The following is a 24,833-nucleotide window of genomic DNA, read 5'->3' as shown; positions in this document are numbered from 1 at the left end:
CCATATAAAAATGAAAGGCAAATACCGTTGGAGCATTGCAGGCTTGTTGTTCTTTGCCGGCATGCTTAATTATCTGGATCGTGCAGCGCTCTCGGTGGTCGCACCGCTGCTCAAAACCGAGTTGCATATTGATGACGCTCAAATGGGCTTTATCTTCAGCTCCTTTTTTATTGGTTACTGCGCGCTGTGCTTTATTGGCGGTTGGGCGGCGGACAAATACGGCCCCAAAAGGGTGTTTGCCTGGGCAGCAGGAAGTTGGTCGTTGTTCTGCGGTTTAACCGCAGTCATCACCGGTTACGTTCAGTTGTTGGTGTTTCGGGTGTTGTTCGGCATGGGCGAAGGGCCGATGGGCACCACGACCAACAAGGCGATTACCAACTGGTTTCCCCGAGAAGAAGCGGGCCGTGCATTGGGCTTTACCAATTGCGGTCAACCCTTGGGTGCGGCATTGGCGGGGCCGGTCGTGGGGTTGGTGGCCTTCAATTTTGGCTGGCGAGTCTCGTTTTTGGTCATCGCTGCGCTGGGAGCATTGTGGCTGGTGGCCTGGTTGATGATCTTCAAGGACACCCCCGAGCAACACCCTAAAGTCAGCGAGGCTGAGCGTGAATTGATTCGCACCAGCCGTCAGGAGGTGCTGGTTGAGCATGTTGAGGAAGGTCGCAGCCTGGTCAGTTATATTTTCAGCGCCCCGGTGCTGGCCGTCGCGACGGCATTTTTCTGCTTTAACTACGTGCTGTATTTTTTCCTCACCTGGTTGCCAAGCTATTTGATGGACTACCAGCACCTGGATATCAAAAGCATGAGCATCGTCGGGATGGTGCCTTGGTTGGGCGCTGCGGTGGGATTTCTTGGGGGAGGTTTCCTGACTGACGCCTTGGCGAAAAAGCTCAATAACGTGATTCTGGCCCGCAAGATCATGCTCACAGTGGGGTTGGGGGTGGCGGCGATCTGTGTGCTGATCACCACCCAAGTGGCCTCATTGGGCATGGCCGTTGCCTGTATCACGGTGTCCAGCGTTTTCCTGTTTGTGACCCCGCAAATCTGCTGGGCCCTGATTCAGGACATCGTGCCCAAGAATCGGGTCGGCGGCACTGGGGGCTTTGTTCATCTGTTGGCGAATCTGGCGGGCATCATCGCGCCCTCACTGACGGGGCTGGTTGTGCAGTATGGCGGTGGTTACAACGTGGCCTTTGTCATCTCGGCTGCTGTATGCGGCCTTGGCATGCTGGTGGTGGTACTGGCTGTGAGGGGGGCAAACCCACAAGGTCAGGTTTCAGCGATCATGACGGGCTAATCGCGCAGCGGTGCTGGCGCCTGGGCGCCCGCATCCGCGGTGTATTGCTGTAAGCCACTGCGACGTACCCCCGGGGCTGATCCCCCAGCAGTAACGATCAGCTCTGGGTGGGTGTCGTTTGTTCTGGCTCAGCTTCAACGGCCAGTTTTAAGCGGTCTGCTTTGCTGATGTATTTCACTTTGTTTTTTGGCGCCAGTTTGGCGCTGGCCTTTTTGGCGTGAGCTTTTAGAAGCTGAGTGATTTTTTTACGGCGATTCATGTGTGCTGTCCGGCATTGCTAAGGCTCAAATCATAACAGTTTGAAACATTGCTCCGTATTTGTATCGAGAGAAGGCAATGATCGTTAACCGCTCATTGCCTTCTCCTTGGTATTCACGCGCCAGCGGGCTGGTGATTTTGGCGAGCCAATACCTGCAGTGGTCAGGTGCAGGATACTTTTTCAGCCAAGCGTCCTGCGCGCAGCCACCCCACGACGACTGCGGCAATCAGAAAAAATCCCAGGTAACCAAACAACGGGTACACCTGCCCGACCAAACTGATAAAGCCCACCAGACTGCCAACAAACGCCAGAACCCCTGCCACTGCTGTGCCGATGCGAAATTGCCGGGTGCCAGCGGGTAGCAGTCTGGCCGAGAAGGAATATAGGGTGCCGACCGCCGTGTTCAAAATCATCAATAAGATGATCACAGCCATGATCAGGCCAAGGATCGGGGAGACTTCAGTGGCGATTGAAAGCATCGGCATCGGCAAGTCTGCCACGCTGTCCAGGCGCGATAATAATCCCAGGCTCATGACAAGCATTAGCAGCCCCAGTAGCCCCCCGCCTAGTAGTCCGCCCCAGACGGCCTGTTTCTCGGATTTAGCCGCACCCCCCATGATCGCCAGAATAGGCACCCCGGCCACGATGTTATAAGACACGTACAGTAACGCCCCCAGCAACCAATGACTTGCGCCTGCTTCTTGTTGGCTTGCCAGCTGATTCAGGGCGCTCAGGCTCAGGTCGCGAGTAGCCACGCCATATAGCGCTACAGCCACTGCCGTGAGAATCAAGAACGGTGTCACCGCGCCGATCAGGCCAATGACCTTGTGCACATCCAGGCACACGATAGTGACCACGATCACTGTGACCGCCACGCTGCCGTAGAGGGCGGGAATGGCGAATTGCTGCTCCAGCAAGGCGCCGCCGCCAGCCAGCATGACCACCGTCACCGCAAACATGAAGAAGGTGATCATGATGTCGACGCCGGCGCCCAGGTGGCGTCCACACAATGCATACACGACATCTTTATGTGACTGGGCTCGCAGCCGGCTGCCCATACCCGCCAGCGCCATGCCGAGGAACGTGAACAGCGCAGCGCTGACCACTGCGCCGAGCAATCCCCAAACACCGAAGTTAGCGAACATCAACAGCAACTCGCGGCCGGATGCAAACCCGGCGCCGACGATTACACCGACGAATGCGCCGGCTATTTTCACGCTGTCTTTCATGCGATTGCCCTTGAGTTGTTTTTGTGGGGACTTGCAGCGCCACGGGCCATCGCAATGGCAAATGGGCAAAGAGGATTAGCGCGTGCCGACCCACGCCTGGACTTCGATTTCCACATCGACCCCCAGCGCCAGTTGCGCACCGACGGTGGAGCGCACCGGGAAGCCATTCTGGAAGTGACGCTTGTAAACTTCGTTGAAACCAGCGAAATGCTTCATGTCCGATAGCCATACCGTGGTCTTGACCACTTGATCAAACCCCGCGCCGCACTCGACCAGGGTTTCTCCGATACGCGCCATTGCCGCTTCGGTTTGCTCACCGATGTCGCCATGCACGACCTCGCCCTGGGGGTTCATGGGTATTTGGCCGGACAGAAAGAGGAAATCACCCACCCGGATCGCTTTGGAAAACGGGTAAGGCAGGTGGCTAGGGAATCGCTGAAGATGGTCAGACATGGTGAGCCTCGGTTAGAAAGAATGGTTAACGCAGTCGGGCAGGGGCCATGCGCTGCGGGTCGACCCCGTGTTCGCGCAGGGTTTGCGGCAAGGGTTGATTGAGCAGTTGGGCGCACGCCAGTTGCGAAACCCCAGCCGCAGACTGGATGCCGTAGCCGCCTTGTGCGGCCAGCCAGAAGAAACCTTCGCAGTGATTGTCCCAACCCACTACCAGATCGCCGTCGGCAACGAATGAGCGCAGCCCCGCCCATGTGTGTCGTGGCCGGCGGATAGATAAGGTGGTGGCGGCTTCGATGTGGAAAATTCCGGTGGCAATGTCCAGCTCTTCGGGCATTACATCGTGGGGCACCACGGGGTCGGCATTGGCGGGGGAACCCAGGAGCTGACCGGCATCGGGCTTAAAGTAGAAGCTCTCGTCGATCCCTATAACGGCCGGCCAGCGCGAGAAATCCACTCCTTCAGGCCCGTCGAAAGTAAAAGCACTTCGCCGACAAGGCAGTAAGCCCACGGGTTTGACGCCACACAGCACAGCCACTTGGTCGGCCCAGGCACCTGCGGCATTGACCAGATTACGCGCCCGTATTTGACGGCCATCGGCCAGGGTCAATTGCCAGTGATCGTTGGCCCGGATAGCGCCAGTCAGTTGTGCATTGCACTGCAACACACCGCCGCTACGGCTCATGCCCCGCAAAAAGCCTTGATGCAGCGCATCTACATCCAGGTCTCGGGCCTCGGTTTCCAGCATCGCGCCGACGACGGCTTCCGGGCGCAGGCACGGAACCCACTCCAATGCTTGGGCGGTATCAATCAATGACACCTTGCCTGCTCGGGCTTTGCTGGCTTGGTAAGCCTTGTCCAATAAGTCGCGTTGTTCTGCGCCGGCAATATATAAACAGCCGCGTGGCTCCAGCAGGGCGTGCTCAGTAAAGGCGGCCGGTGGCTGTTCATAAAAACCCCGGCTGGCGCGGGTCAATGCCTGGACTTGCGGCGTTCCGTAATTTTCCATAAACATCGCAGCGGAACGACCGGTGGAGTGATAACCCGGCTGGCTTTCGCGCTCCAACACCACAACACGGGCATGGGCTGCCAGGCGATACGCCACTGAGGCTCCCGCGATACCGGCGCCGATTACGGCGAAATCGAAACACTCGCTGTCATGCATGCCAACTATTTCCTTCGGTCAAGGGGGGCAAGAAGAAGATTACGGGTAGGCGCTTAAATTCTCATATGAGAGAAATGTAAGATATGAGAATTATCCAGTCAACCCTTATCCCTAGGTCATGCGGCCCGCGCCGGATCGGCTATATACTGTGCGGCTATTTTTACCCTGGAGAGTTCGTATGAGTTCTGATCGAAACTCGTCCGCTTCGGGCCATCAGGCCCAGCCACCGATAGATCGCACGCAAGTCGGTGCGCGATTGCGCGATATCCGTAAACATCAGAAATTAACGCTCAAGCAATTGTCCGAGCGCTGCGGCGTAGCGTTGTCGACCTTATCGAAAATGGAACTGGCGCAAGTGTCGGTCAGTTACGAAAAGCTCGCCGCAGCGGCACGTGCCCTGGGTGTTGATATTGCTCAGCTCTTCAGCCCGATTCAGCTGGCGCCAGGGGCCGCACAGCCGACAGTGGTCTGCTCGACCATCGACAGCGCGGCGGGTTACAGCACGGGGACTTACGACTATTACCCGATGGCGGGGGATTTTCCGGCTCGCACGATGACGCCCATGTATGCGCGGATCAGTGCCCGGGATATGACGCAATTCGAGGACTTCATCCGTCATCCCGGGCAAGAGTTTGCCGTTGTCCTTGCCGGGCGAGTGCGCATTCAATTCGAAACCGGAGAGTCAGTCAGCATCGGTAACCGTGAAACGGCTTATTTCAACAGCGCCATTGGCCATATTTACCTGTCAGAAAGTGACGACGGGGCTGACGCTGAAGTGATGGTGGTGATGTCAGACATTCGTGAACATTAAGGATTTGCTGTGAATCAACACACCTTGTCCATGCGCCTTGAGCGGGTGGCGGCACATATGCCAGCCGGTGCGCGGTTGGCAGATATCGGCTCGGATCACGGCTATTTGCCGGTGGCCTTAATGCGCCGGGGACTGATTGCGGCGGCGGTGGCAGGGGAGGTGGCTTTGACGCCGTTTCACGCAGCGCAGCGCACCGTGCGCGACAACGGTCTCGAAAAGCAGATCACTGTGCGCAGGGCCAACGGTCTTGAGGCGATTGAGCCGCAAGACGACATTACGGCGATCAGTCTGTGCGGCATGGGCGGTGAAACTATCCGCGACATCCTTGAAAACGGCAAAGCGCGTCTGAGCGGCCAGGAGCGTTTGATCCTGCAGCCGAACGGCGGCGAGCAGCCTTTGCGCCAATGGTTGATGGAAAACAGTTACCGCATCGTTAGCGAAGAACTGCTCAGTGAGAACAGCTTCTACTACGAAATCATCGTCGCCGAGCGTGCCGGGCCGGTGGTGTATAGCGCCGAGGAGTTGTACTTCGGGCCCTTGCAGATGCAGGCGCGTAGCCCTGTGTTTCTGAGCAAGTGGCAGCGCATATTGCGCCATAAACAGCAGACCCTGGCGCAGTTCGCCAAGGCGCGGCAGGCCGTGCCAGACGTGAAAGTGCACGAGGTTGCTCAACAGGCCCGGTGGATTACTGAACTGCTGGGCTGAAATCGATGCCGGGTGTGCAACCGCCCGTGCCCTCGTCAGCGATTCAAGCTTGGGGTCTGTGCGCGCCCATGCCGGCGCTCGGGGAACACTTCGTTTAATGAATTATTTGTTAGTTGTCCCGATACTGGCCCGAGACGACGATAGCGAATATTCATCCACACACGAGGCAACCCCGTCCCATGCAGCCACTAAGACACTCGCCCCGGCATTTCTCCATTCAGCGGTTAGGCCTGAGCACGGCGGGGGTTATCGCGCTCACCTTTGCCGCCTTGAGTGGTGCTCAAGCGGCCCCCTCCGGGACTGACACCATCAAGGCGTTCAAACTCTGTACGGGGGCTGATAAAGCCTCGCATGTTGTGGAGGGCACCATTGACCAGAACATGCGCAATGACGTGACCTCGATTCACTTCAAGCAGACCCCGGCGCATGCGGCCTATGACTGGCACAACGACCCCGAGCCGCAATACGTCATCACATTATCGGGCACGTTGGCATTCGAGACGCGCGGCGGTGAGACATTCACCTTGCACCCGGGTGAGGTGCTGGTGGCCGAAGACAATACCGGCTCAGGCCATCGCTGGAAGATGGTCGACGACCAGCCATGGCGTCGTGGCTATGTGGTGCTGAAACCGGGCGCGCAGGACTCCTTTGTGCCGAAAGACCCCGCTGCCGCAAAAGTCTGCATAGCGCCTTGAACAAAGGGGGCAAGGGTTTGGGATTTTACGATTGGTAAACACTTCCAGCGCGACGACAGTCGCGTTGGCTCATAGGCTGCTTCTTTTCAAGCCGTGGGGATTTTCCAATGCTAACTCGCCTTATTACCTGCTCACTCCTGATTTCATTCGCTTCACAGGCAGCGGCCAACTGCGACGTGCCGGCTTCACTGGTGGGTAAAACCATGATCAATGTGGCCGACCCTCACTACTCCCCCAGTAACCCTAACGCCGGTAATTTGCTGCGGTTGAAGCTGGATGAGGGGCGTTACCAGCTCGAAGTGCTGGGCACGGAGGTGATGTCCAGCGGTGATTATGTGTATCGCAAATATGCCCATGACCTGGGGTAGTTGGTCATGCAGGAGGTCTATCAAGGCGAGCCTGTGCATTACACCCTGACACTGGTGTGTGAGACCGGCCGGCGAGGCACCTTTGTGTTCAGTCAGCAATCGGGGCCGATAAAGCCCGATATTCGCCAAAATACCGGGCGCTATACGTTGTCGCACTGATCCCTTTATTTTGATAATCAATTCAGACGTTTTGGAGGTAAACCGTTGAGCGGGAACTTCCGACTTTTCAGGCACCAGCACTTTGGGCTGAACACCTGAGATACCCGCCCGCAAGATATAGCGGTCAACCAGTTCGAAGAAAATATCCTATTTGCCATCCCACGCCAAAATCTCGTCAAGCCGTTCTCCTGAGGCTTGGCTATCGTGCTTTTGAATCAATTCGTTGATCTTGGGTGTGCTGACAAATACGCGCCCAATGGGCGAATAGCTGCTCGATAGAGCCAGCATCAGCATTGGGTCGACGTTGACCGTCTTGGCCAGGCGATTGCGCAGTTGTTCCAGCACAAACCCTTCCGGCAGGTTCATCTGGAAAATCGGGTGCAGCTCGCGCCTGCGATACTCCTGGTGCGCAAGGGCATCAGCAGGCTGATTGCGCAGCCGGGGTTGACCTCAGGGTCGTAGCGCAACACATAGTGGTTGTCTGCGCCGATAAACAAGCGGCCACTGTGACCTTGAGGCGTATGAACAACGAGGTTGTCGATAGTCACTTGAACAGCTCCTCGACTTCGTCCAGCGTTGGCCGCGTGGCGGGCACCAACCGCAACTCACAGCCCAGCGCGGCAAAGACTCGGGCGTACGCTTGCAGGGCGACTGAAGGGCTGCCTTTTTCTATTTCAATGACTTTTTGCCGGGTAATCCCCGCCGTCATGGCCAGGTCGGCCTGCTTAAGCCCGCGGTGTTTACGCAGATCGCGAACCTGTGAACCGACTTTAAGGCAGACAGTTTGGTAATCCATGTCGTGTATTCGTTACATTTTTGCGCGCCAAATCTTGGCTGATGAGCGGCTTGGCGCAGGGCAGGGTGACTGCCTTGAAATCGAAGTTCACACGCTCAGTTCCCTCTCCCTCCGGGTGAGGGCTAGGGTGAGGGGCTCCTTACCCTCAAAGCTCCAATTTGTACCCCACCCCGTACAACGACTGAATCGGATCCTGCCCCGGACACGCCTGCGCCAGTTTGCGGCGCACGTTGCGAATATGGCTGTCCACCGTCCGGTCAGTCACCACGCGATGATCGGAATACAGCTTGTCCAGCAACTGATCCCGCGAAAACACCCGGCCCGGCGCCCCTGCAAAGGTACTCAGCAGCCGCAGCTCCACCGGCGTCAAATCCAGCGCCACGCCATCAAAAGACGCCCGGTAGTGCTCTTCATCAATGTGGATACGGGCCTGTGCCACCACTTCCAGCTGCGGACTGCGACGCAAAATGGCCTTGACCCTGGCCACCACTTCGCGCGGGCTGAAGGGTTTGCAGATGTAGTCGTCAGCGCCAATATCCAACCCCAGCAGACGGTCCACCTCTTCAACCCGCGCCGTAATCATGATCACCGGCACGGCGCTGAACCCGCGCAGTTCCTTGCAAATGTCCAGGCCATCACGCCCCGGCAGCATCAGGTCGAGCAGGATCAGTCGCGGCGTGTGGCTGCGCACCCACGGGATCACCTCAAGGCCATTCTCCAGACAATGCACGGCGTACCCCGCCATTGACAGGTAATCGCGCATCAGCGCCGCCAGTTTCGGTTCGTCTTCAACAATCAGAATCTCTGCGTGCTCTTCCATGCTTACACCTTGCGTGGCAAACGCAGGCTAAGCCACAGGCCGCCCAGCGGTGAATGATCGGCCGTCAAGCTGCCGCCGTGGGCGAGGACGATGCTGTGACAAATCGCCAACCCCAGACCGGCACCGCCACTGGCGCGGTTGCGCGAAGCCTCGCCGCGATAGAAACGCTCGAACAGGCGCGGCAGTTGCTGCGGGTCGACGCCAGGGCCCGAGTCCATCAGGCTGACCAGTACGTCGTCGCCGTCTGCGCTGGCGCTGATCACTAACTGGCCCCCCGCATCGGTATAACGCACGGCGTTTTCCAGCAGGTTGCCAAACAGTTGTTGCAGGCGCTTGGCATCCGCCTCAAGCAACAACGGCTGCTCCGGTAGTTTCAGTTCAACTTTCAACCCGGCCGCGTTGCAGCGTTCCTGAAACATTGCCACCACGGTTTCCAACAACTCATTGAGGTCGCATGGGCTTTTACGGTAGGTCAGCGCTCCGACGTCGGCCAGGGACAGCTCATACAAATCGTCCACCAGCTTGCTGAGCATGCCGACTTCACCTTGCAGCGATTTCATGGAGCTGTGATCAAGGCTGCGCACGCCGTCTTCAATGGCCTCCAGTTCGCCGCGCAGCACCGACAGTGGGGTGCGCAGCTCATGGGACACATCAGCCATAAACTCGCGGCGCATTTTCTCGTTGCGTTCCAGGGTATAGGCCAATTGGTTAAAGTCGCGGGCCAATTGGCCCACTTCGTCATTGGACGACACCTGTACCCGATTGCTGTATTCCCCGGCGGCCAGTTTATGGGTCGCCGCGGCCACGCGTTTGACCGGGTCGAGCAAGGTTCGGGCAATCCACCAGGCAATCAGCATCGCCAGCAGCAGCGACACAAAACCCATCGCCAGGCTGGTTTGCAGTTGGTATTGCTGGAAGCGTGAACCACCCGCTTCGGTCACGCTTTGAAACGGCGTAACGGCCAGCCAGCCCACGACTTTGCCGTCCACTTCAATAGGGCGCAGCAGGGCGTCATCGGCAATGGACGGGTAGCCCGTCACGCGTTTTTTGTCCTGATCGAGCAGGGCGATGCGAAACAGCGCGCCGGTCAAGTCGGAGGCGGAAGGGATTCGCAAGTCATGGGTCGCCGGCTCATCAGTGTGGTCAGGGCGCATGATTTCAAACCAGCGGTCAGGCTTGTTACGCAAAAACTCCCAGCTGCCTTCGCGCTCATAAGCACTGGCCAGACGCGGCAATACCGGCGCCATGCGCTCCAGCGCCTGCTCATTGAGGTAGCCGAGAAAGCCGCGGGTAAAGCTCCAACTGGTGGCCAGGCCCATGCTCAGGATCACAAACAACACGCTGGCCAGAACCGCGCTAAACAATTTGGTGGAGATACTCAGTTTCATGGGCTCGTGCGGGTCGGTGAATGACCCGCTCATTTAGGCCCCCGGACGAAGAAGATTCAAGACGTGCAGGCAATCTTCAATTTTCCTGCACATTTGTCTCGCAGCATGGGTCATGGCTAACGCCCCCCGTCATGCAGAGGCAGATATGTCGTTCAAACTCTTTACCAAATCGTTGGTCACCGCCGCCGTGGTGGTGTCGTTACTGCTGCTTATTGTGCTGAGCGGCTGTTCAGCGGGTGATTCCGCGCCGGTGGCGCAGGCGCCCAAGGTGTCGGTGCTGACCGTGCAACCGCAATCTCAAGCGCTGACCACTGAACTGGCCGGGCGCACGCAAGCCTTTATGGTTGCGCAGATCCGTCCGCAGGTCAGCGGTATTGTGCAGCAGCGCCTGTTCGTCGAAGGGGCCGAGGTCAAGGCCGGTGAGGCGCTGTATCAAATTGACGCGGCGCCGTACAAGGCGGCCTTTGCCCAGACGCAGGCCACCGCCGCCAAGGCCCGCGCCACGCTGAAGTCGACGCAGGCCACGGCCAAACGCGACGCACAACTGGCGAAGATCGACGCCATCAGCCAACAAGACAATGAAGACGCGCAGGTCAGCCTGCAAACCGCCGAGGCCGACCTGCAAGTGGCCTTGGCCGACGTTGAAACCGCGCGCATCAATCTGGCTTACACGCGCATCAGTTCTCCGCTCAGTGGCCGCATCGAAACCTCTACCGTGACCCCCGGCGCTTTGGTGGTGGCCAGTCAGGACACCGCGCTGACCACCGTGCAGCAATTGGACCCGATCTATGTCGACGTCACCCAGTCGACCAGCGAGTTGCTGCGCCTCAAACGCGATCTGGCCAGCGGCACCCTGCAAAACAATGGTCAGGGCGAAACCCCGGTGCTGCTCAAGCTCGATGATGGCAGCACCTACAACCACGCAGGCAGCCTCAAATTCAGCGGCGTCACCGTCACTGAAGGCACCGGCACCGTGACCCTGCGCGCCGTGTTCCCAAACCCCGATCACCTGTTGTTGCCGGGCATGTATGTGCGCGCCGTGCTGGATCAGGCCATCGACGACAAAGCCATTTTGATCCCGCAAAAAGCCGTCACCCGCAGCGCCAGTGGCGTGACCTCGGTGCTGGTGGTGGTCTCGGGCAAGGTCGAACAGCGCGTGCTGACCATTGACCGTGCCGTGGGCAATCAATGGTGGGTCACCTCCGGGTTGAATGCCGGTGATCAGGTGATTGTCGAGGGCGGGCAGAAAGTCCGGGTGGGTAACGAGGTATTGGCACAAAACAGCGAAACCCGTTCGCTGCCGACCCGTGCGGCGTCCACTGCAATTGCCAAGGAGGGTTGAACATGGCGCGTTTCTTTATTGATCGGCCGATTTTCGCCTGGGTGATTGCCATTGTCATCATGCTCGCGGGCGCGCTGTCGATCACCCAATTGCCCCTTGAGCAATACCCGGACATCGCCCCGCCCACGGTGAAAATCGCCGCCACCTACACCGGCGCTTCGGCCAAGACGGTCGAGGACTCGGTCACTCAGGTGATCGAGCAGCAAATGACCGGCATCGACAAATTGACCTACATGTCGGCCTCCAGCAGCTCGGCGGGCACCGCCAGCATCAACCTCACCTTTGAGGCTGGCACTGACCCCGACGTCGCGCAGATGCAGGTGCAAAATAAACTCCAGCAAGTGGAATCGCGCCTGCCCAGTTCGGTGCAGAGCGAAGGCCTGACCGTGACCAAGGGCGGCTCGGATTTCTTGATGATTGCCGCGCTGGCCTCGGATAACCCGAGCGTGACCGGCACGCAGATTGGCGATTACATCTCAAGCACCTTGCTCGACTCCATCAGCCGCATCGACGGCGTCGGTGAGGTCAAAGCCATGGGCTCGGGCTACGCCATGCGCATCTGGCTGGACCCGGCATTGCTGGAAAAATACGCGCTGATGCCGTCCGATGTGAGCACGGCGCTGCAAGCACAAAACACCGAAGTCTCTGCGGGCCAGCTCGGCGCTTTACCGGCAACGGCCGGGCAGCAACTCAACGCCACCATCACCGCGCGCAGCAAGCTGCAAACCGCCGAAGAATTTCGCAATGTCGTGGTCAAGTCCAACAGCGCTGGTGCCGTGGTGTTACTCGGCGAAGTGGCCACGGTGGAACTGGGCAGTGACAGCTATGACGTCAACTCGGCCCTGAACGGCAAACCGTCCGCAGCCATGGGCGTGCAACTGGCCACGGGCGCCAATGCGCTGAAAGTAGGTGAAGCGGTCAAGGCCAAGCTCGCCGAGCTGGAACCGTACTACCCGAGCGAAATGCAGCTCAAAAACGTGATCGCCTACGACACCACGCCGTTTGTCAGCCTGTCCATCGAAGAAGTGGTCAAGTCGCTGGGCGAGGCCATCGTGCTGGTGGTGCTGATCATGTTCCTGTTCCTGCAGAATTTTCGCGCCACGCTGATCCCGGCCATCACCGTGCCGGTGGTGCTGCTGGGCACCTTTGGTGTGCTGGCGATGTTTGGTTACTCGATCAACACCTTGACCATGTTTGCCATGGTATTGGCCATCGGCTTGCTGGTGGATGACGCCATTGTGGTGGTGGAAAACGTCGAGCGGGTGATGAGCGAGAAGGGTTTGTCGCCGCTGGAAGCGACGCGCCAGTCGATGAATGAAATCACCAGCGCCTTGATCGGCATCGCTCTGGTGCTGAGCGCAGTGTTCATTCCCATGGCATTTTTCAGCGGTTCGACCGGGATTATCTACCGCCAATTTTCGGTGACGATTGTGTCGGCGATGGTGCTCTCGGTGCTGGTGGCCATGACCTTGACCCCGGCCCTGTGTGCAACCTTGCTCAAGCCGGTTGACCCTAACGGGCACGGCCCGCAGACCGGTTTCTTCGGGTGGTTCAATCGCACTTTTGAGCGCGGCGCTCAAGCGTATCAAGCCGTCGTCGGCAAGATTTTGCAGCGCAGTGGCCGCAGCCTGATGGTCTACGTATTAGTGGTCGCCGCGATGGCGGTGGGCTACACCAAATTGCCCACCTCGTTCCTGCCCGATGAAGATCAGGGCATCCTCATGGCGCAATTGCAGTTGCCCGTCGGTGCTACCGACGACCGCACCCAGGCAGTGCTCAAACAGTTTGAGAGCTACATCCTGCAACAGCCGGAAGTCGAGGCCATGATCAGCATTTCTGGCATGGGCATGGGCGGCAACAGCCAGAACTCGGCGCGCGCTTTTATCCGGCTCAAGGACTGGAGCGAGCGCACCGGTGCCGGGCAGGATTCGGCGTCCATCGCCCAGCGCGCCACGCAGGCGCTGTCGAGTATTGGCGATGCCGATGTGTTCGTGATGCAGCCGCCAGCCGTGCGCGGATTGGGGCAAAGCTCGGGGTTTGATTTGCAACTCAAGGATGTCGCCGGTCTGGGGCACGAAGCCCTCGTCGCAGCGCGAGAACAATTGATCGAACTGGCCAAACAGGACCCGCGCCTGCAAGGCGTACGCAGCAACGGTCTGGATGATACGCCGCAGCTCAAGGTGACAATTGATGACCGCAAGGCCGGGGCGCTGAGCCTGACCACCAGCGACATCAACACCACGTTATCCACAGCGTTGGGCGGCAGTTACGTCAATGATTTCCTCAATCAGGGCCGGGTGAAAAAGGTTTATGTGCAAGGGCAGGCCTCGTCGCGGATGCAGGCTGACGACCTTGATCATTGGTTTGTGCGCAACAGCAATGACGAAATGGTGCCGTTCTCCTCGTTCGCCAGCAGCTCATGGACCTCGGGTTCGCCACTGCTGGAACGCTACAACGGCAGTTCGTCGCTGGAAGTGGTGGGCGATCCGGCACCGGGCGTGAGTTCCGGGGTGGCGATGGACGCTGTGGAGTCGATCATCAAACAACTGCCGGAAGGCATCAGCTACGAATGGACGGGGCAGTCCTATCAACTGCGTCTGTCCGGCTCGCAAGCGCCGTTGCTGTATGCGATTTCGGTGCTGTTTGTGTTCCTGTGCCTGGCGGCGTTGTACGAGAGCTGGTCGGTGCCGTTTTCGGTGATGCTGGTGGTGCCGTTGGGCGTGGTGGGCGCGGTGTTGGCCACCCGCTTCAGCGGCTTGAGCAATGACGTGTACTTCCAGGTCGGGCTGTTGACTACGGTGGGGCTGGCGGCGAAAAACGCCATTTTGATCGTCGAGTTCGCCAAGCACCTGCAAGAGCAGGGCAACAGTTTGATCGACGCCACGCTGATCGCGGTGCGCCAGCGCCTGCGGCCGATTTTGATGACCTCGCTGGCCTTTATGTTTGGCGTGTTGCCGCTGGCCATGAGTTCCGGCGCAGGTTCGGCCGGGCGTCAGGCCATCGGCACCGGCGTGCTGGGCGGTATGTTCAGCGCCACGGTGCTGGGGATCTTCTTTGTGCCGCTGTTCTTCGTGTTGATTCGCCGCCATTTCAGCCGCGTGTCGACCCCCACCACTGACCGTACAGGTGAAGCATGAGTCGCTTTCGTTGGCCGCTGGTGGCCGTTTTCGCTCTGCTGGCTGGCTGCATCAATCTGGCACCTGAGTACGAGCGCCCGCAAGCCCCGGTGGCCGAGCAATGGCTGCCGGGTGCCAGCACGCCCAAAGGGCAGGTGGCGGCGGACATTCAATGGCAGCAGTTCTTCACCGATCCGCGTCTGGCGCAGTTGCAAACATTGGCGCTGGCCAACAACCGCGACCTGCGGGTGGCCAGCCTGAATATCGAAAAGGCTCAGGCGCAATACCGCATCCAGCGTGCCGCCTCGTTTCCGGGGATCGACGCCAGCGTCAGCGGCAGTTCCAGCCGGGCCAACAGCAGCACCAGCCACAGCTACAGCGCCGAACTGGGGTTGAGCAGCTATGAAGTGGACGTGTTCGGGCGGGTCAAAAACCTTCAGGACGAAGCGCTGCAATCCTATCTGGCGCTGACCGAAACCCGGCGCAGCACCCAGATCAGCATGGTCGCCGAAGTGGGCACCGCGTGGCTGACGTTGGCGGCGGATAACGAGCGCCTGAAGTTGGCGCAAGAGACGCTGGCCAGCCAGCAGTCCACCTACGAATTGACCCAGCGCAGCCATGGTTTGGGCGGTTCATCGGGGCTGGCGGTCTCTGAGGCGCAAACCACCGTGGAGTCGGCGCGGGTCGATGTTGCCGAGTACGCCAGCCAGGTGCTGCAAGATCAGAATGCGTTGCGTCTGCTGGTGGGCAGCGACATCCCGGCCAACCTGCTGCCGGGCGACAGCCTGGAATCGGCGGCGATGCTGGTGCAAGTGCCCGCCGAGTTGCCATCCACCTTGTTGCAGCGTCGCCCGGACGTACTGGCCGCTGAACATACCTTGATGTCAGCCAACATCGACATTGGCGCGGCGCGGGCGGCGTTCTTTCCCAGCATTACCCTGACCGCCGGTGCTGGGTCAGCCAGCACCAGCCTGTCGAGCCTGTTCAAGGCCGGCAGCGGCGCGTGGAGCTTTGCGCCGAGTATCAGTCTGCCGATCTTCGACGCGGGCAGTAATCGGGCTACGCTGGACTCAGCCAAAATGGAGCGAGAAATACAGGAGCAGACCTACCAGCTGACCTTGCAGACCGCGTTCAAGGAAGTGGCCGATGCACTGGCGGTGCGCAGCACTCTGGACCAGCGCCTGAGCGCCCAGCAAGCGTTGACCGAAGCCAGCCGCAAAAGCTACGAGCTGTCGGATGCGTTGTACCGGAGTGGCTCGCAAAGTTTCCTTGAAGCGCTGGTGTCCCAGCGTTCGCTGTACAGCGCCGAACAGGACCTGATCACCCTGCGACTGGCCGAACAAAGCAACCGCGTGACGTTATACAAAGTGCTGGGCGGTGGCTGGAACTGAACATGACTGTAGTCGCTGCCGCAGGCTGCGATCGGCGGCGAAGCCGTCGTTACGGTCGCTGCGCAACCGATCGCAGCCTGCGGCAGCGGCTACAGGTTTAACACCGGATATTTCATTGAAGAGGAGCTGTCATGATCGCCCTCCAAACCCTGCGCCGGTTATTACTCGCCAGCACAGTGCTCCTTCTGCAATTGCCGAGTCTGGCCCATGCCCAAACGCCCATCGCGGCGCTGCCCGTGGTCAAACCCGCCATCAGTTGCGCGGCCCTGACCCGGACTGACTTGCAGCCCATCGGTGGTAAAGGCAGTCAGGTGCTCTCGGCCAGCGAAACCACCACCAACGGCATCACCGCCTGCGAAGTGCAGGGCACGCTGGCGCCCAGCATCGGTTTCAAAGTCATCCTGCCGACCCACACCTGGACTCAGCGCTACCTGCAAGTCGGCTGCGGCGGTCTGTGCGGGCGAATTTCGATGCAGGTGGGCGCGGCTGACAGCTGTGCGCCACTCAACAGTGGCGGCTTTGTTCTGGCGGCCACCGATATGGGCCATGAAGGTATGGACAACAGTTGGGGCGACGACCCGCAGAAGCGCGCAGACTTCGCCCACCGAGGCGTCCACCTGACGGCGCTGGCGGCGAAAAAACTGATCGCCACGTTCTACGGGCAACAGCCGACGTATGCCTATTTCACCGGGTGTTCCGATGGCGGGCGCGAGGCCTTGATGGAAGCCCAGCGTTACCCGGACGATTTCAATGGCATTATCGCCGGGGCCCCGGCGCTGAATTTTCAGGTGCAGAACTCGATCTATCACGCCTGGCAGGCGCGCTCCAATACGGACGAGCAGGGCAAGGCGATTTTGATCGCGTCGCGTTTGCCGATCCTGCACAAGGCGGTATTACAGCAGTGCGACGCGTTGGACGGTCAGGTCGATGGCCTGATCAGCGACCCTCGGGCCTGCCACTTTGACCCCGGCGTGGTGAAGTGCAAGGCTTCAGCCACGGACACCTCGGCTTGCCTGACGACCACAGAAGTCAACGCGGCGCGGCGCTTTTATGAAGGCCCGCGTGACCCTGCGAGCGGCGAACGCCTGACCATCGCCGGGCCGCAGCCAGGTTCCGAGTTGGCGTGGGCCGGGGTGTTTGTACCGAACAGCGTCGATCAGCCGATCAACAGCGAAAAAATGGCGCTGGATGCGTTGCGCAATCTGGCTTTTGAGCACAACCCGGGGGCGGATTTCAGCTTGGCGGACGTTAAGTTCGATCGCAGCACCTTTGATCAACTGCGCCCGCTGCACCCGTTGTACGACGCCACCAACCCGGATTTGTCGGCGTTCGCGAAGCGTGGCGGCAAGCTGATCCTGTGGCACGGCTGGGCCGACCCGCATATCTCGCCGCTGAACACCATCGCTTATCACCAAGCGTTAGAGGTGCAGATGGGTAAATCGAAGGCCGAGTCCTTTGAGCGCTTGTACCTGTTGCCGGGCGTTTACCACTGCGCCGGTGGTGAAGGCCCAAGCCTGCTCGACCTGCTGACGCCGATGATGTCATGGGTTGAAAAAGGCCAAGCGCCGGGTGCCATCGTGACCCTGCAAGCCAGCAGTAAACAGTCGGGCGCCAGCGAGTTCGGCGCGCCGTCCAACCTGCCGGCCAATGCCGAGAAAAAACTGCTGATACCTGAGGTGGCGCAAGACCCGGCCAACAAAGGGCGCACGCGTCTGGTGTTTCCGTACCCGGATGTGGCGGTGTATGACGGTAAGGGCGATGTGAAATCAGCCGACAGTTTCGTACGTGGTAAGGCCAGCGCGGATGAAAAAACACCGCAATGGATGGGCTCGGACTTCTTTACCCCCTATGCGCCGCTGCAACGCTGAGGGGAAGGGCCGAGACGTGAGGGAACCGCTTAACATCACCTGATAAGTAAAACCGATACCCGCTTAAGGATTTCCCAGAGGCGGGGAAGGCCCGTGCGGCTTTAGAGTCACGCCCAGGATTCGAGGGTGTGGCTGCTGTCTGAAGTCGCGTTGGTGTCTGCACTCATCGGTATGACTACAAAAATAATAAGGTGAACACTATGACTCTCGAAACGGTCGATATAAAAGCCTGGATAGACGACAGGCCCGTGGCCAAATACCAGTGGCTGATTCTGGCACTGTGTTTTTTCGTGGTGCTGTTCGACGGCTTTGATGTGGCAGTGATGGGCTTTGTCGCGCCGTCGCTGATTCAGGAGTGGGGCCTGTCGCGGGCTGCATTTGGCCCGGTGATGAGTGCCGGGATGGTCGGTCTGGCCATCGGCGCATTGACCGCTGGCCCCTACGCGGACCGTCTGGGTCGCAAGAGAATCATGCTGTTTGCGGTCACCGGCTTCAGCGTCTTGAGCCTGGCTTGCGCCTTCGCCCGCAACCCCTATGAACTGGCGTTCCTGCGTTTGCTGACCGGCGTGGCGCTGGGTGCCGCGTTGCCCAACACCACCACGCTGCTGGCCGAATACCTGCCTGAGCGCAACCGCGCGTTGTTCATCACCATCATGTTCACCGGCTTCAATATGGGCTCGGGGCTGGGCGGTTTTGTCGCCGCGTGGTTGATCTCCAGCCACGGCTGGCAGTCGGTGTTGCTGTTTGGCGGGATCATGCCGCTGTTGCTGTTGCCCTTCCTGTGGCTGTTGTTGCCTGAATCCGCACGGTTTCTGGCTGCGCACAATGCCTCGGCCAGTCAAATCGCCAAGGTGCTGAACAAGCTGGGCGGCACCTTTACTGCGGCCACGCGCTTTGTCATGTCCGAGCCTCAGGTGCAACACAAGGCGCCGGTACGCATGCTGTTCACCGATCAATACCGCTTTGGCACGCTGGCCCTGTGGCTGACGTATTTCATGGGCCTGCTGGTGATCTACCTGACCATGGGCTGGATGCCGACCTTGCTGCGCGACGGTGGTTTGTCCATCGAACGGGCGGCGACCATCACCGGGCTTTTCCAGATTGGCGGCACCGTGGGCGCCATCGTGGTGGGCTGGGCGATGGACCGGCACAATCCCAACGCCGTGATCGCCACGTCCTATGCCTTGGGCGGCGCATTCATTCTGCTGCTCGGCGCGTTCAGTCTGGAGTCCAGCCTGTTGGCCGTGGGCGTGATTGCTGCGGGCTTTTGCATGAGCGGCGCGCAGACCGGGCTTAACGCCTTCGCACCGGGTTTTTACCCGACTGATTGCCGCGCCACCGGGGTCAGCTGGATGCTCGGCATTGGCCGCTTCGGCGCCATCTTCGGCTCGCTGATCGGCGGTGCCGTGCTCAGCCTTGGGCTGAGCTTGCCGTTACTGTTTGCGATGCTCTCGGTGCCGGCCTTTTTTGCCGCGCTGGCGATTTTGGGCAATGGCCGGGCACGTCGCCGCGCCATCAGTCGCGCAGCGCTGGCGCACTAATTCGTTTATTTCAAGGAACTCGTCATGGCACGCATTATCGGTGGCCTCGCTGTCTCTCACACCCCGACCATCGGCTTCGCCGTCGATCACGACAAGCAGCATGAAGCGGCGTGGGCACCCATTTTTGAAGGCTTCGAGCCGATCAAGGTGTGGCTCAAAGAGCAGCAACCGGACGTGTTGTTTTACATCTTCAATGACCACGTGACCTCGTTCTTCTTCGACCACTACGGCGCGTTCGCGCTGGGCGTCGATGAACGTTATGAAGTGGCCGACGAGGGCGGCAACCCGCGTTCGTTGCCGGGCATTGGCGGTCACGCGGCCTTGTCACGGCACATCGGCGAAAGCCTGATGGCCGACGAATTCGACATGAGTTTTTTCCGTGACAAACCGTTGGACCACGGTTTCTTTTCGCCCATGTCGGCGCTGCTGCCCCACGAGCCGGACTGGCCTGTAGAGATCGTACCGTTGCAGGTTGGCGTGTTGCAGTTTCCCATTCCCAGTGCGTTGCGTTGCTACAAGCTGGGGCTGGCGCTGCGCCGGGCGATTGAAAGCTACCCCGAGGATTTGAAAGTGGCCATCGTCGCCACGGGCGGGGTGTCGCATCAGGTTCACGGCGAGCGCTGCGGTTTTAACAACCCCGAGTGGGACGCGCAGTTCGTGGATCTGCTGGTCAATGATCCGGTGCGTCTGACCGAAATGACCTTGGCCGAATTTGCCACGTTGGGCGGGCTGGAAGGTGCGGAAGTGATCACCTGGCTGATCATGCGCGGTGCGTTGTCGGCCACCGTGAAAAACCTCCATCAAGACTATTACCTGCCGTCCATGACCGGGATTGCCACGCTGTTGCTGGAAAATCAGGACCGCCCGGTGCCCGCCGAGGTCAACGCGCGGCATCTGGCGCACATGCAGCACCAGTTGGCCGGCATTGAAAAGCTCGAAGGCACTTATCCGTTCACCCTGGAGCGCAGTGCCAAGGGTTATCGGCTCAACAAATTCCTGCACCGCATGATCGAGCCAGAGTGGCGGGAACGCTTTTTGGCCGAGCCTGAAGTGCTGTTTAGCGAGGCTGGCCTCAGTGACGAAGAGCGCGACCTGTTGCGTCGTCGTGACTGGCGCGGGCTGATTCATTACGGGGTGATTTTCTTCGTGCTGGAAAAACTCGCGGCGGTGCTGGGCATCCCCAACTTGCAAGTGTATGCCGCGATGCGTGGTGAGCGCCTTGAAGACTTTATCCAGACCCGCAACCAGCAAGTGCTCTATTCAGTGGCGGGCAAAGCCAAGCGCTGATTCCGGCGCATTAAACCGATCTGCTCAACCCAAAAACGGAAAATAATAACAATGAATTCCACCCTGAACGTTCGCACCTGTTGCGCGCTGGCGCTGGCCTGCGCGCTGCCTTTACCGATTCAGGCTGCCGGGTTTGTCGATGACGCCAGCGTCAACCTCAACCTGCGCAACTTCTTCATCAACCGCAACTTCACCAACCCCGGCAATGCCCAAGGGTTGGCGCAGGAGTGGACACAGAACTTAATTCTGGACGCCAAGTCTGGCTTCACCCAAGGCACAGTTGGCTTTGGCGTGGATGCTTTGGGGCTGTACTCGATCAAACTCGATGGCGGCAAAGGCAGCGGCGGCACCCAACTGTTGCCGGTGGGCAGCGACGGGCGCCCGGCTGACGACTTCGGGCGTCTGGCGGTGGCTGGCAAAATGAAAATCGGCAAGACCGTGCTTAAAGTCGGTGAATGGATGCCGGTGCTGCCGATCTTGCGTTCCGACGATGGCCGTTCATTGCCGCAAACCTTTGAAGGCGCTCAAGTCACGTCGCAGGACATCGACGGCCTGAGCCTCTATGGCGGCCAGTTCCGCAAAAACAGCCCGCGTAACGATTCGAGCATGGAGGACATGTTCATGCAGGGCAACGCCGCGGTCACGTCCGATCGCTTCAACTTTGTCGGGGGTGAATACACCTTCAATGAGAAGCGCACGCTGATCGGGCTGTGGAATGCCGAGCTGAAGGACATCTACAAACAGCAATACCTGCAAGTGACCCACAGCCAGTCGTTGGGCGACTGGACGCTGGGCGCCAATCTGGGTTATTTCCGCGGCAGCGAAGACGGCAGCGCCAAAGCCGGCAACCTGGACAACCGCACGATTTCGGCGCTGCTTTCTGCTCGGTATGGCGCCAGTACTTTCTATGTCGGCCTGCAAAAGGTCAGTGGCGACGATGGCTGGATGCGGGTCAACGGCACCAGCGGCGGCACCTTGGCCAACGACTCGTTCAACGCCAGCTACGACAGTGCCAAAGAGAAATCCTGGCAGGTGCGTCATGACTACAACTTTGCGGCGCTGGGTGTACCGGGTTTGACGTTAATGAACCGCTACATCAGCGGCGACAACGTACACACGGGCACAATCACAGACGGCAAGGAATGGGGACGTGAAACCGAGGTGGCGTATGTGTTGCAGGAGGGTACGTTCAAAGACCTTAACGTGCGAGTGCGCAACTCCACCATGCGTCGGGACTACAGCACCAACGAGTTTGACGAAACGCGGGTGATCGTCAGCTATCCCCTCAATATCCTGTAGCCGCTGCCGAAGGCTGCGATCGAGCCCGCAGGGGTCGCGCTTTTGATGCGGGGGTTATTTGGTCACTCGACGGATCATGTCCATCAAGGCCTGTGCCGCCGGCGACGGCAGGCTGGCGGTGCGTGTGGTCAAACCAATTGGGCGGGTGGTGTGTTTGAGTTCCAGTGGCAGGATGCACAGTTCGCCGCTGGCGATCTCCGGCTCAAGCTGGTGGGCCGACACCGCCGCCAGCATGTCTGAGCGCAACAACAAGCCGCGAATGATCGCCATGTCGCCACTTTCAACCACAGGACGTGGCGGTGCGATGCCGAACGCGCTGAAACAATCATCCAGCATATGCCGGGCGGGCGATCCCGCGCGCGGCAATACCCATTGAGCGCCGCTCAGTTCACTCGCTAACGCACCTTGCTCAGTCAGCGGATGACCGCGCCGTCCCAGCACCACCATCTCCTCCGTCAGCAACGGTTCGCCTGTCAGGTCACTGGCGTACGCCGTCGAGCGCAAGGCGCCGAAGATAAAATCCACGTCGCCTGCACGCAGTTCCGTCGCCAGTAAATCAAACGGACTTTCGTTGGTGATCACCTGAATGCCGGGGTGCAACGCCATCAATTGCACAATGGCCTCAGGCAGGATGCGGGTGCGGCCCAAGGGCAGGGCGCCGACCTGGACAACACCTTGCAAGCGGCCGCGAATGGCTGTGACGTCAGTTTCAATGTGGCGCAGCTCGTTCAGCGCCCGGCGGATCGGGAACAGAATGTCCAGACTGGCCCGCGTCGGCAGCAAACCACGGGGCGTGCGCTCGAACAGCGTTTTGCCGCAGCCGCTTTCAAGCACTTTGAGGGTTGAGCTAACGGCGGGCTGGCTCAGGCCCAGCAAGCTGGCCACGGTCTGCATATGGTGGGTTTCGCAGAGTTTGACGAACACCTGCAAGCGTCTGGCCTGAAACAGATACAGCGGCTCGTTGAGGTGTTTGTCGATCCCAGCCAGCAATGCCGGCACCGATTCCAGCTCGGCCAGTACGCGCCGCGCCCGAGGCAGCAAGCGGGTGCCGTAATCGGTCAGGCGCATGCCGTTGGCGTGACGTTCAAACATGGGCACGCCGAGGCGCGTTTCCAGTTCGCCAATCGAGCGGGTGACCACGGACTGCGCCCGGAACAGCGCCTCAGAGGCTTTGGACACGCTGCCGAAATCGGCCACCCGGACAAAGGCGCGCACGTGCATCAGGCTCGGCAGTTCACGGGTTAGCATAAAGGTCGGCTCGCAGGTCAGCGTGTGAGGCGGACTATGCCTCTGGTGCCTTGGTCTGGCAATAAATAAAACGCATACCTGAAACAGGCTTACGCATTACTGCGGCGCAGCCCGGGGGTGCGATCCTTCGACCACTGTTGAAGGAGCCTGTCAATGAACTCAAACCCGAAAACCGCGCTGGTGGTCAGCGCTCATTCCGCCGATTTTGTCTGGCGTGCGGGCGGTGCCATCGCCCTGCATGCGCAACAGGGTTACGCGGTGCATATCGTCTGTCTGTCGTTCGGTGAGCGAGGCGAGTCGGCCAAGCTGTGGCGCAAAGGCGAAATGACCGAGCCGTTGGTCAAGGATGCGCGCCGCGAAGAAGCGCAGCGCGCCGCCGATATTCTGGGTGCCTCGGTGGAGTTTTTTGACATCGGCGATTACCCGATGCGCGCCGACAAGGACACGCTGTTCCGTCTGGCCGATGTGTATCGCCGGGTGCAACCGGAATTTGTCCTCAGCCATTCGATCAAAGACCCGTACAACTATGATCACCCGCTGGCCATGAACCTAGCCCAGGAGGCGCGGATCATTGCGCAGGCGGAAGGTTATCGTCCGGGCGAAACCATCATTGGCGCCCCGCCCGTGTACAGCTTCGAGCCGCATCAGCCCGAGCAGTGCGAGTGGCGCCCGGATGTGCTGCTGGACATCACCGAGGTGTGGGACAAAAAGTACGCGGCGATTCAGTGCATGGCCGGTCAGGAGCATCTGTGGGAGTACTACACCCGTGTCGCGTTGCAGCGCGGTGTGCAGGCCAAACGTAACGTGGGCATCGCGTCCAGCCGCAACATTGTTTACGGCGAGGGCTATCAAAGCCTGTTCCCGCGAGTGACGGAGAATCTGGCATGAGTGATTTGATCGGCAAAACCGGCATTGTGTTGCGCCATATCCAGCGTGCCGAGGCGGCGCTGGTGGACGAACTTGGCCGTTACGGTGTCGCCACGATCCATGAAGCGCAAGGCCGCAAAGGCTTGCTGGCCTCGGCCATCACGCCGATTCAACGGGGCACGGTGATCAGCGGTACGGCGGTGACGGTACTGGTCGCGCCGGGTGACAACTGGATGTTTCATGTGGCCGTGGAGCAATGCCAGCCCGGCGATATTCTGGTGGTGGCGCCGACCTCGCCATGTACCGACGGTTATTTCGGTGACTTGCTGGCGACTTCACTTAAGGCCCGTGGCGTGCGTGCCCTGATCATCGACGGCGGGGTGCGCGACACCCACACCTTGCGCGGCATGGATTTCCCGGTGTGGTCGCGGGCCATCAGTGCCCAAGGCACGATCAAGGAAACGTTAGGCTCGGTCAACCTGCCGATTGTGTGCGCGGGCCAGTTGGTCAATGCCGGCGATGCGGTGGTGGCGGATGACGACGGGGTGGTGATTGTGCGTCGCGCCGAGGTGGCGCAGGTGGTTGCAGCCAGTCGCCAACGTGCCGAGCTGGAAGACCAGAAGGCTTTGCGTCTGGCCAAGGGCGAGTTGGGGCTGGATATTTACAACATGCGCGAGCGGTTGGCCGAGAAGGGCTTGCGCTATATCGACAGCCTCGACGAGCTTGGGGACTGAG

General features: G+C 59.7%; 23 protein-coding genes and 1 pseudogene. 15 read left to right on the top strand and 9 right to left on the bottom strand.

Annotation, left to right across the window (positions count from 1 at the left end; genetic code table 11):
* The first annotated feature begins 10 nt into the window (after nucleotides 1-10).
* Nucleotides 11-1,294: an MFS transporter gene (locus EQV93_RS15170; RefSeq protein ID WP_122783151.1), complete on the top strand. Its 1,284-nt coding sequence runs from the start codon at nucleotides 11-13 to the stop codon at nucleotides 1,292-1,294.
* Between the two features lie 97 nt (nucleotides 1,295-1,391).
* On the opposite strand, the gene EQV93_RS15165 is transcribed toward EQV93_RS15170, so the two are convergent.
* The 4 genes from EQV93_RS15165 to EQV93_RS15150 all read right to left on the bottom strand — a co-directional run bounded on the left by EQV93_RS15165 (nucleotide 1,392) and on the right by EQV93_RS15150 (nucleotide 4,397).
* A complete protein-coding gene (locus EQV93_RS15165) occupies nucleotides 1,392-1,553 on the bottom strand; it encodes a DUF2986 domain-containing protein (protein WP_122783152.1) in 162 nt (53 codons plus the stop codon).
* A 161-nt stretch (nucleotides 1,554-1,714) separates the two neighbouring features.
* Nucleotides 1,715-2,782 carry a YkvI family membrane protein gene (locus tag EQV93_RS15160; RefSeq protein ID WP_146386787.1) on the bottom strand — a complete coding sequence of 356 codons (1,068 nt, stop codon included), beginning with the start codon at nucleotides 2,780-2,782 and terminating at the stop codon, nucleotides 1,715-1,717.
* A 75-nt stretch (nucleotides 2,783-2,857) separates the two neighbouring features.
* The gene (locus tag EQV93_RS15155; protein ID WP_146386789.1) at nucleotides 2,858-3,235 is read right to left on the bottom strand and encodes a Rid family detoxifying hydrolase; all 378 of its coding nucleotides are present in this window, start codon (nucleotides 3,233-3,235) and stop codon (nucleotides 2,858-2,860) included.
* Nucleotides 3,236-3,260: 25 nt separating this feature from the next.
* Nucleotides 3,261-4,397 (bottom strand): NAD(P)/FAD-dependent oxidoreductase, encoded by a 1,137-nt coding sequence (locus EQV93_RS15150; protein ID WP_240891839.1) that lies wholly within the window; start codon nucleotides 4,395-4,397, stop codon nucleotides 3,261-3,263.
* A gap of 178 nt (nucleotides 4,398-4,575) precedes the next feature.
* Between EQV93_RS15150 and EQV93_RS15145 the strand changes: the two genes are divergently transcribed.
* From EQV93_RS15145 to EQV93_RS15125, 5 genes are all read left to right on the top strand, one after another.
* Nucleotides 4,576-5,208: a helix-turn-helix domain-containing protein gene (locus EQV93_RS15145; protein ID WP_122783156.1), complete on the top strand. Its 633-nt coding sequence runs from the start codon at nucleotides 4,576-4,578 to the stop codon at nucleotides 5,206-5,208.
* Between the two features lie 9 nt (nucleotides 5,209-5,217).
* Entirely contained in the window at nucleotides 5,218-5,913 is a 696-nt protein-coding gene (locus tag EQV93_RS15140; RefSeq protein ID WP_122783157.1) for a tRNA (adenine(22)-N(1))-methyltransferase, read from the top strand.
* A gap of 179 nt (nucleotides 5,914-6,092) precedes the next feature.
* Complete coding sequence (locus tag EQV93_RS15135) at nucleotides 6,093-6,608, top strand: cupin domain-containing protein (RefSeq protein WP_122783158.1); 516 nt, start codon at nucleotides 6,093-6,095, stop codon at nucleotides 6,606-6,608.
* A gap of 107 nt (nucleotides 6,609-6,715) precedes the next feature.
* Nucleotides 6,716-6,976, top strand: coding sequence for a hypothetical protein (locus EQV93_RS15130; protein ID WP_240891875.1), 261 nt, complete (start codon nucleotides 6,716-6,718; stop codon nucleotides 6,974-6,976).
* A gap of 6 nt (nucleotides 6,977-6,982) precedes the next feature.
* The gene (locus tag EQV93_RS15125; RefSeq protein WP_240891874.1) at nucleotides 6,983-7,135 is read left to right on the top strand and encodes a hypothetical protein; all 153 of its coding nucleotides are present in this window, start codon (nucleotides 6,983-6,985) and stop codon (nucleotides 7,133-7,135) included.
* A 9-nt stretch (nucleotides 7,136-7,144) separates the two neighbouring features.
* Here the strand turns inward: EQV93_RS15125 and EQV93_RS15120 are convergent.
* From EQV93_RS15120 to baeS, 4 genes and pseudogenes are all read right to left on the bottom strand, one after another.
* Nucleotides 7,145-7,683 (bottom strand): annotated as a pseudogene (locus tag EQV93_RS15120) (HipA N-terminal domain-containing protein); the annotation flags it as partial.
* Nucleotides 7,680-7,931 (bottom strand): helix-turn-helix domain-containing protein, encoded by a 252-nt coding sequence (locus tag EQV93_RS15115; protein WP_122783159.1) that lies wholly within the window; start codon nucleotides 7,929-7,931, stop codon nucleotides 7,680-7,682. The pseudogene EQV93_RS15120 and the gene EQV93_RS15115, both read right to left, overlap by 4 nt.
* A gap of 145 nt (nucleotides 7,932-8,076) precedes the next feature.
* Nucleotides 8,077-8,751: a response regulator gene (locus EQV93_RS15110; protein ID WP_122783160.1), complete on the bottom strand. Its 675-nt coding sequence runs from the start codon at nucleotides 8,749-8,751 to the stop codon at nucleotides 8,077-8,079.
* Nucleotides 8,752-8,753: 2 nt separating this feature from the next.
* Nucleotides 8,754-10,172, bottom strand: a complete 1,419-nt coding sequence (gene baeS / locus EQV93_RS15105) for a sensor histidine kinase efflux regulator BaeS (RefSeq protein WP_122783161.1) — start codon at nucleotides 10,170-10,172, stop codon at nucleotides 8,754-8,756.
* Nucleotides 10,173-10,284: 112 nt separating this feature from the next.
* Between baeS and EQV93_RS15100 the strand changes: the two genes are divergently transcribed.
* The 7 genes from EQV93_RS15100 (at nucleotide 10,285) to EQV93_RS15070 (ending at nucleotide 21,983) form a co-directional block, all read left to right on the top strand.
* Entirely contained in the window at nucleotides 10,285-11,481 is a 1,197-nt protein-coding gene (locus EQV93_RS15100; RefSeq protein WP_122783162.1) for an efflux RND transporter periplasmic adaptor subunit, read from the top strand.
* 2 nt (nucleotides 11,482-11,483) lie between these two features.
* On the top strand, nucleotides 11,484-14,618 hold the full coding sequence (locus tag EQV93_RS15095; protein ID WP_122783163.1) for an efflux RND transporter permease subunit: 3,135 nt from the start codon (nucleotides 11,484-11,486) through the stop codon (nucleotides 14,616-14,618).
* Nucleotides 14,615-15,988, top strand: a complete 1,374-nt coding sequence (locus EQV93_RS15090; RefSeq protein WP_122783164.1) for an efflux transporter outer membrane subunit — start codon at nucleotides 14,615-14,617, stop codon at nucleotides 15,986-15,988. The genes EQV93_RS15095 and EQV93_RS15090 overlap by 4 nt, the downstream gene beginning before the upstream one ends.
* A 131-nt stretch (nucleotides 15,989-16,119) precedes the next feature.
* Nucleotides 16,120-17,856 carry a tannase/feruloyl esterase family alpha/beta hydrolase gene (locus EQV93_RS15085; RefSeq protein WP_240891838.1) on the top strand — a complete coding sequence of 579 codons (1,737 nt, stop codon included), beginning with the start codon at nucleotides 16,120-16,122 and terminating at the stop codon, nucleotides 17,854-17,856.
* A 200-nt stretch (nucleotides 17,857-18,056) separates the two neighbouring features.
* Nucleotides 18,057-19,397: an MFS transporter gene (locus tag EQV93_RS15080; RefSeq protein WP_122783166.1), complete on the top strand. Its 1,341-nt coding sequence runs from the start codon at nucleotides 18,057-18,059 to the stop codon at nucleotides 19,395-19,397.
* 24 nt (nucleotides 19,398-19,421) lie between these two features.
* Nucleotides 19,422-20,684: a gallate dioxygenase gene (locus tag EQV93_RS15075; RefSeq protein WP_122783167.1), complete on the top strand. Its 1,263-nt coding sequence runs from the start codon at nucleotides 19,422-19,424 to the stop codon at nucleotides 20,682-20,684.
* 51 nt (nucleotides 20,685-20,735) lie between these two features.
* A complete protein-coding gene (locus EQV93_RS15070) occupies nucleotides 20,736-21,983 on the top strand; it encodes an OprD family porin (RefSeq protein WP_122783168.1) in 1,248 nt (415 codons plus the stop codon).
* Nucleotides 21,984-22,037: 54 nt separating this feature from the next.
* Here the strand turns inward: EQV93_RS15070 and EQV93_RS15065 are convergent, their stop codons facing one another.
* Nucleotides 22,038-23,231: a LysR family transcriptional regulator gene (locus EQV93_RS15065; protein WP_240891837.1), complete on the bottom strand. Its 1,194-nt coding sequence runs from the start codon at nucleotides 23,229-23,231 to the stop codon at nucleotides 22,038-22,040.
* A 153-nt stretch (nucleotides 23,232-23,384) separates the two neighbouring features.
* On the opposite strand from EQV93_RS15065, the gene galB reads away from it, so the two are divergent.
* Together galB and EQV93_RS15055 are read left to right on the top strand one after the other, a co-directional pair.
* Nucleotides 23,385-24,119 (top strand): 4-oxalmesaconate hydratase, encoded by a 735-nt coding sequence (galB, locus tag EQV93_RS15060; RefSeq protein ID WP_122783170.1) that lies wholly within the window; start codon nucleotides 23,385-23,387, stop codon nucleotides 24,117-24,119.
* Nucleotides 24,116-24,832, top strand: coding sequence for a 4-carboxy-4-hydroxy-2-oxoadipate aldolase/oxaloacetate decarboxylase (locus tag EQV93_RS15055; protein WP_122783171.1), 717 nt, complete (start codon nucleotides 24,116-24,118; stop codon nucleotides 24,830-24,832). Before galB ends, EQV93_RS15055 begins: the two co-directional genes overlap by 4 nt.
* Nucleotide 24,833 lies beyond the last annotated feature (1 nt).

The sequence above is a fragment of the Pseudomonas sp. TMW22091 genome, assembly GCF_022496705.1.
Classification (GTDB): Bacteria; Pseudomonadota; Gammaproteobacteria; order Pseudomonadales; family Pseudomonadaceae; genus Aquipseudomonas; species Aquipseudomonas saxonica.
This window is presented reverse-complemented; position numbering and strand designations above follow the sequence as displayed.

Excerpts from the sequence above, each read along its gene's own strand:
- EQV93_RS15170 (WP_122783151.1), top strand. The coding sequence starts at position 11 with ATGAAAGGCAAATACCGTTGGAGCATTGCAGGCTTGTTGTTCTTTGCC.
- EQV93_RS15165 (WP_122783152.1), bottom strand. The coding sequence starts at position 1,553 with ATGAATCGCCGTAAAAAAATCACTCAGCTTCTAAAAGCTCACGCCAAA.
- EQV93_RS15160 (WP_146386787.1), bottom strand. The coding sequence starts at position 2,782 with ATGAAAGACAGCGTGAAAATAGCCGGCGCATTCGTCGGTGTAATCGTC.
- EQV93_RS15155 (WP_146386789.1), bottom strand. The coding sequence starts at position 3,235 with ATGTCTGACCATCTTCAGCGATTCCCTAGCCACCTGCCTTACCCGTTT.
- EQV93_RS15150 (WP_240891839.1), bottom strand. The coding sequence starts at position 4,397 with ATGCATGACAGCGAGTGTTTCGATTTCGCCGTAATCGGCGCCGGTATC.
- EQV93_RS15145 (WP_122783156.1), top strand. The coding sequence starts at position 4,576 with ATGAGTTCTGATCGAAACTCGTCCGCTTCGGGCCATCAGGCCCAGCCA.
- EQV93_RS15135 (WP_122783158.1), top strand. The coding sequence starts at position 6,093 with ATGCAGCCACTAAGACACTCGCCCCGGCATTTCTCCATTCAGCGGTTA.
- EQV93_RS15130 (WP_240891875.1), top strand. The coding sequence starts at position 6,716 with ATGCTAACTCGCCTTATTACCTGCTCACTCCTGATTTCATTCGCTTCA.
- EQV93_RS15125 (WP_240891874.1), top strand. The coding sequence starts at position 6,983 with ATGCAGGAGGTCTATCAAGGCGAGCCTGTGCATTACACCCTGACACTG.
- EQV93_RS15115 (WP_122783159.1), bottom strand. The coding sequence starts at position 7,931 with ATGGATTACCAAACTGTCTGCCTTAAAGTCGGTTCACAGGTTCGCGAT.
- EQV93_RS15110 (WP_122783160.1), bottom strand. The coding sequence starts at position 8,751 with ATGGAAGAGCACGCAGAGATTCTGATTGTTGAAGACGAACCGAAACTG.
- baeS (WP_122783161.1), bottom strand. The coding sequence starts at position 10,172 with ATGAGCGGGTCATTCACCGACCCGCACGAGCCCATGAAACTGAGTATC.
- EQV93_RS15100 (WP_122783162.1), top strand. The coding sequence starts at position 10,285 with ATGTCGTTCAAACTCTTTACCAAATCGTTGGTCACCGCCGCCGTGGTG.
- EQV93_RS15095 (WP_122783163.1), top strand. The coding sequence starts at position 11,484 with ATGGCGCGTTTCTTTATTGATCGGCCGATTTTCGCCTGGGTGATTGCC.
- EQV93_RS15090 (WP_122783164.1), top strand. The coding sequence starts at position 14,615 with ATGAGTCGCTTTCGTTGGCCGCTGGTGGCCGTTTTCGCTCTGCTGGCT.
- EQV93_RS15085 (WP_240891838.1), top strand. The coding sequence starts at position 16,120 with ATGATCGCCCTCCAAACCCTGCGCCGGTTATTACTCGCCAGCACAGTG.
- EQV93_RS15080 (WP_122783166.1), top strand. The coding sequence starts at position 18,057 with ATGACTCTCGAAACGGTCGATATAAAAGCCTGGATAGACGACAGGCCC.
- EQV93_RS15075 (WP_122783167.1), top strand. The coding sequence starts at position 19,422 with ATGGCACGCATTATCGGTGGCCTCGCTGTCTCTCACACCCCGACCATC.
- EQV93_RS15070 (WP_122783168.1), top strand. The coding sequence starts at position 20,736 with ATGAATTCCACCCTGAACGTTCGCACCTGTTGCGCGCTGGCGCTGGCC.
- EQV93_RS15065 (WP_240891837.1), bottom strand. The coding sequence starts at position 23,231 with ATGCTAACCCGTGAACTGCCGAGCCTGATGCACGTGCGCGCCTTTGTC.
- galB (WP_122783170.1), top strand. The coding sequence starts at position 23,385 with ATGAACTCAAACCCGAAAACCGCGCTGGTGGTCAGCGCTCATTCCGCC.
- EQV93_RS15055 (WP_122783171.1), top strand. The coding sequence starts at position 24,116 with ATGAGTGATTTGATCGGCAAAACCGGCATTGTGTTGCGCCATATCCAG.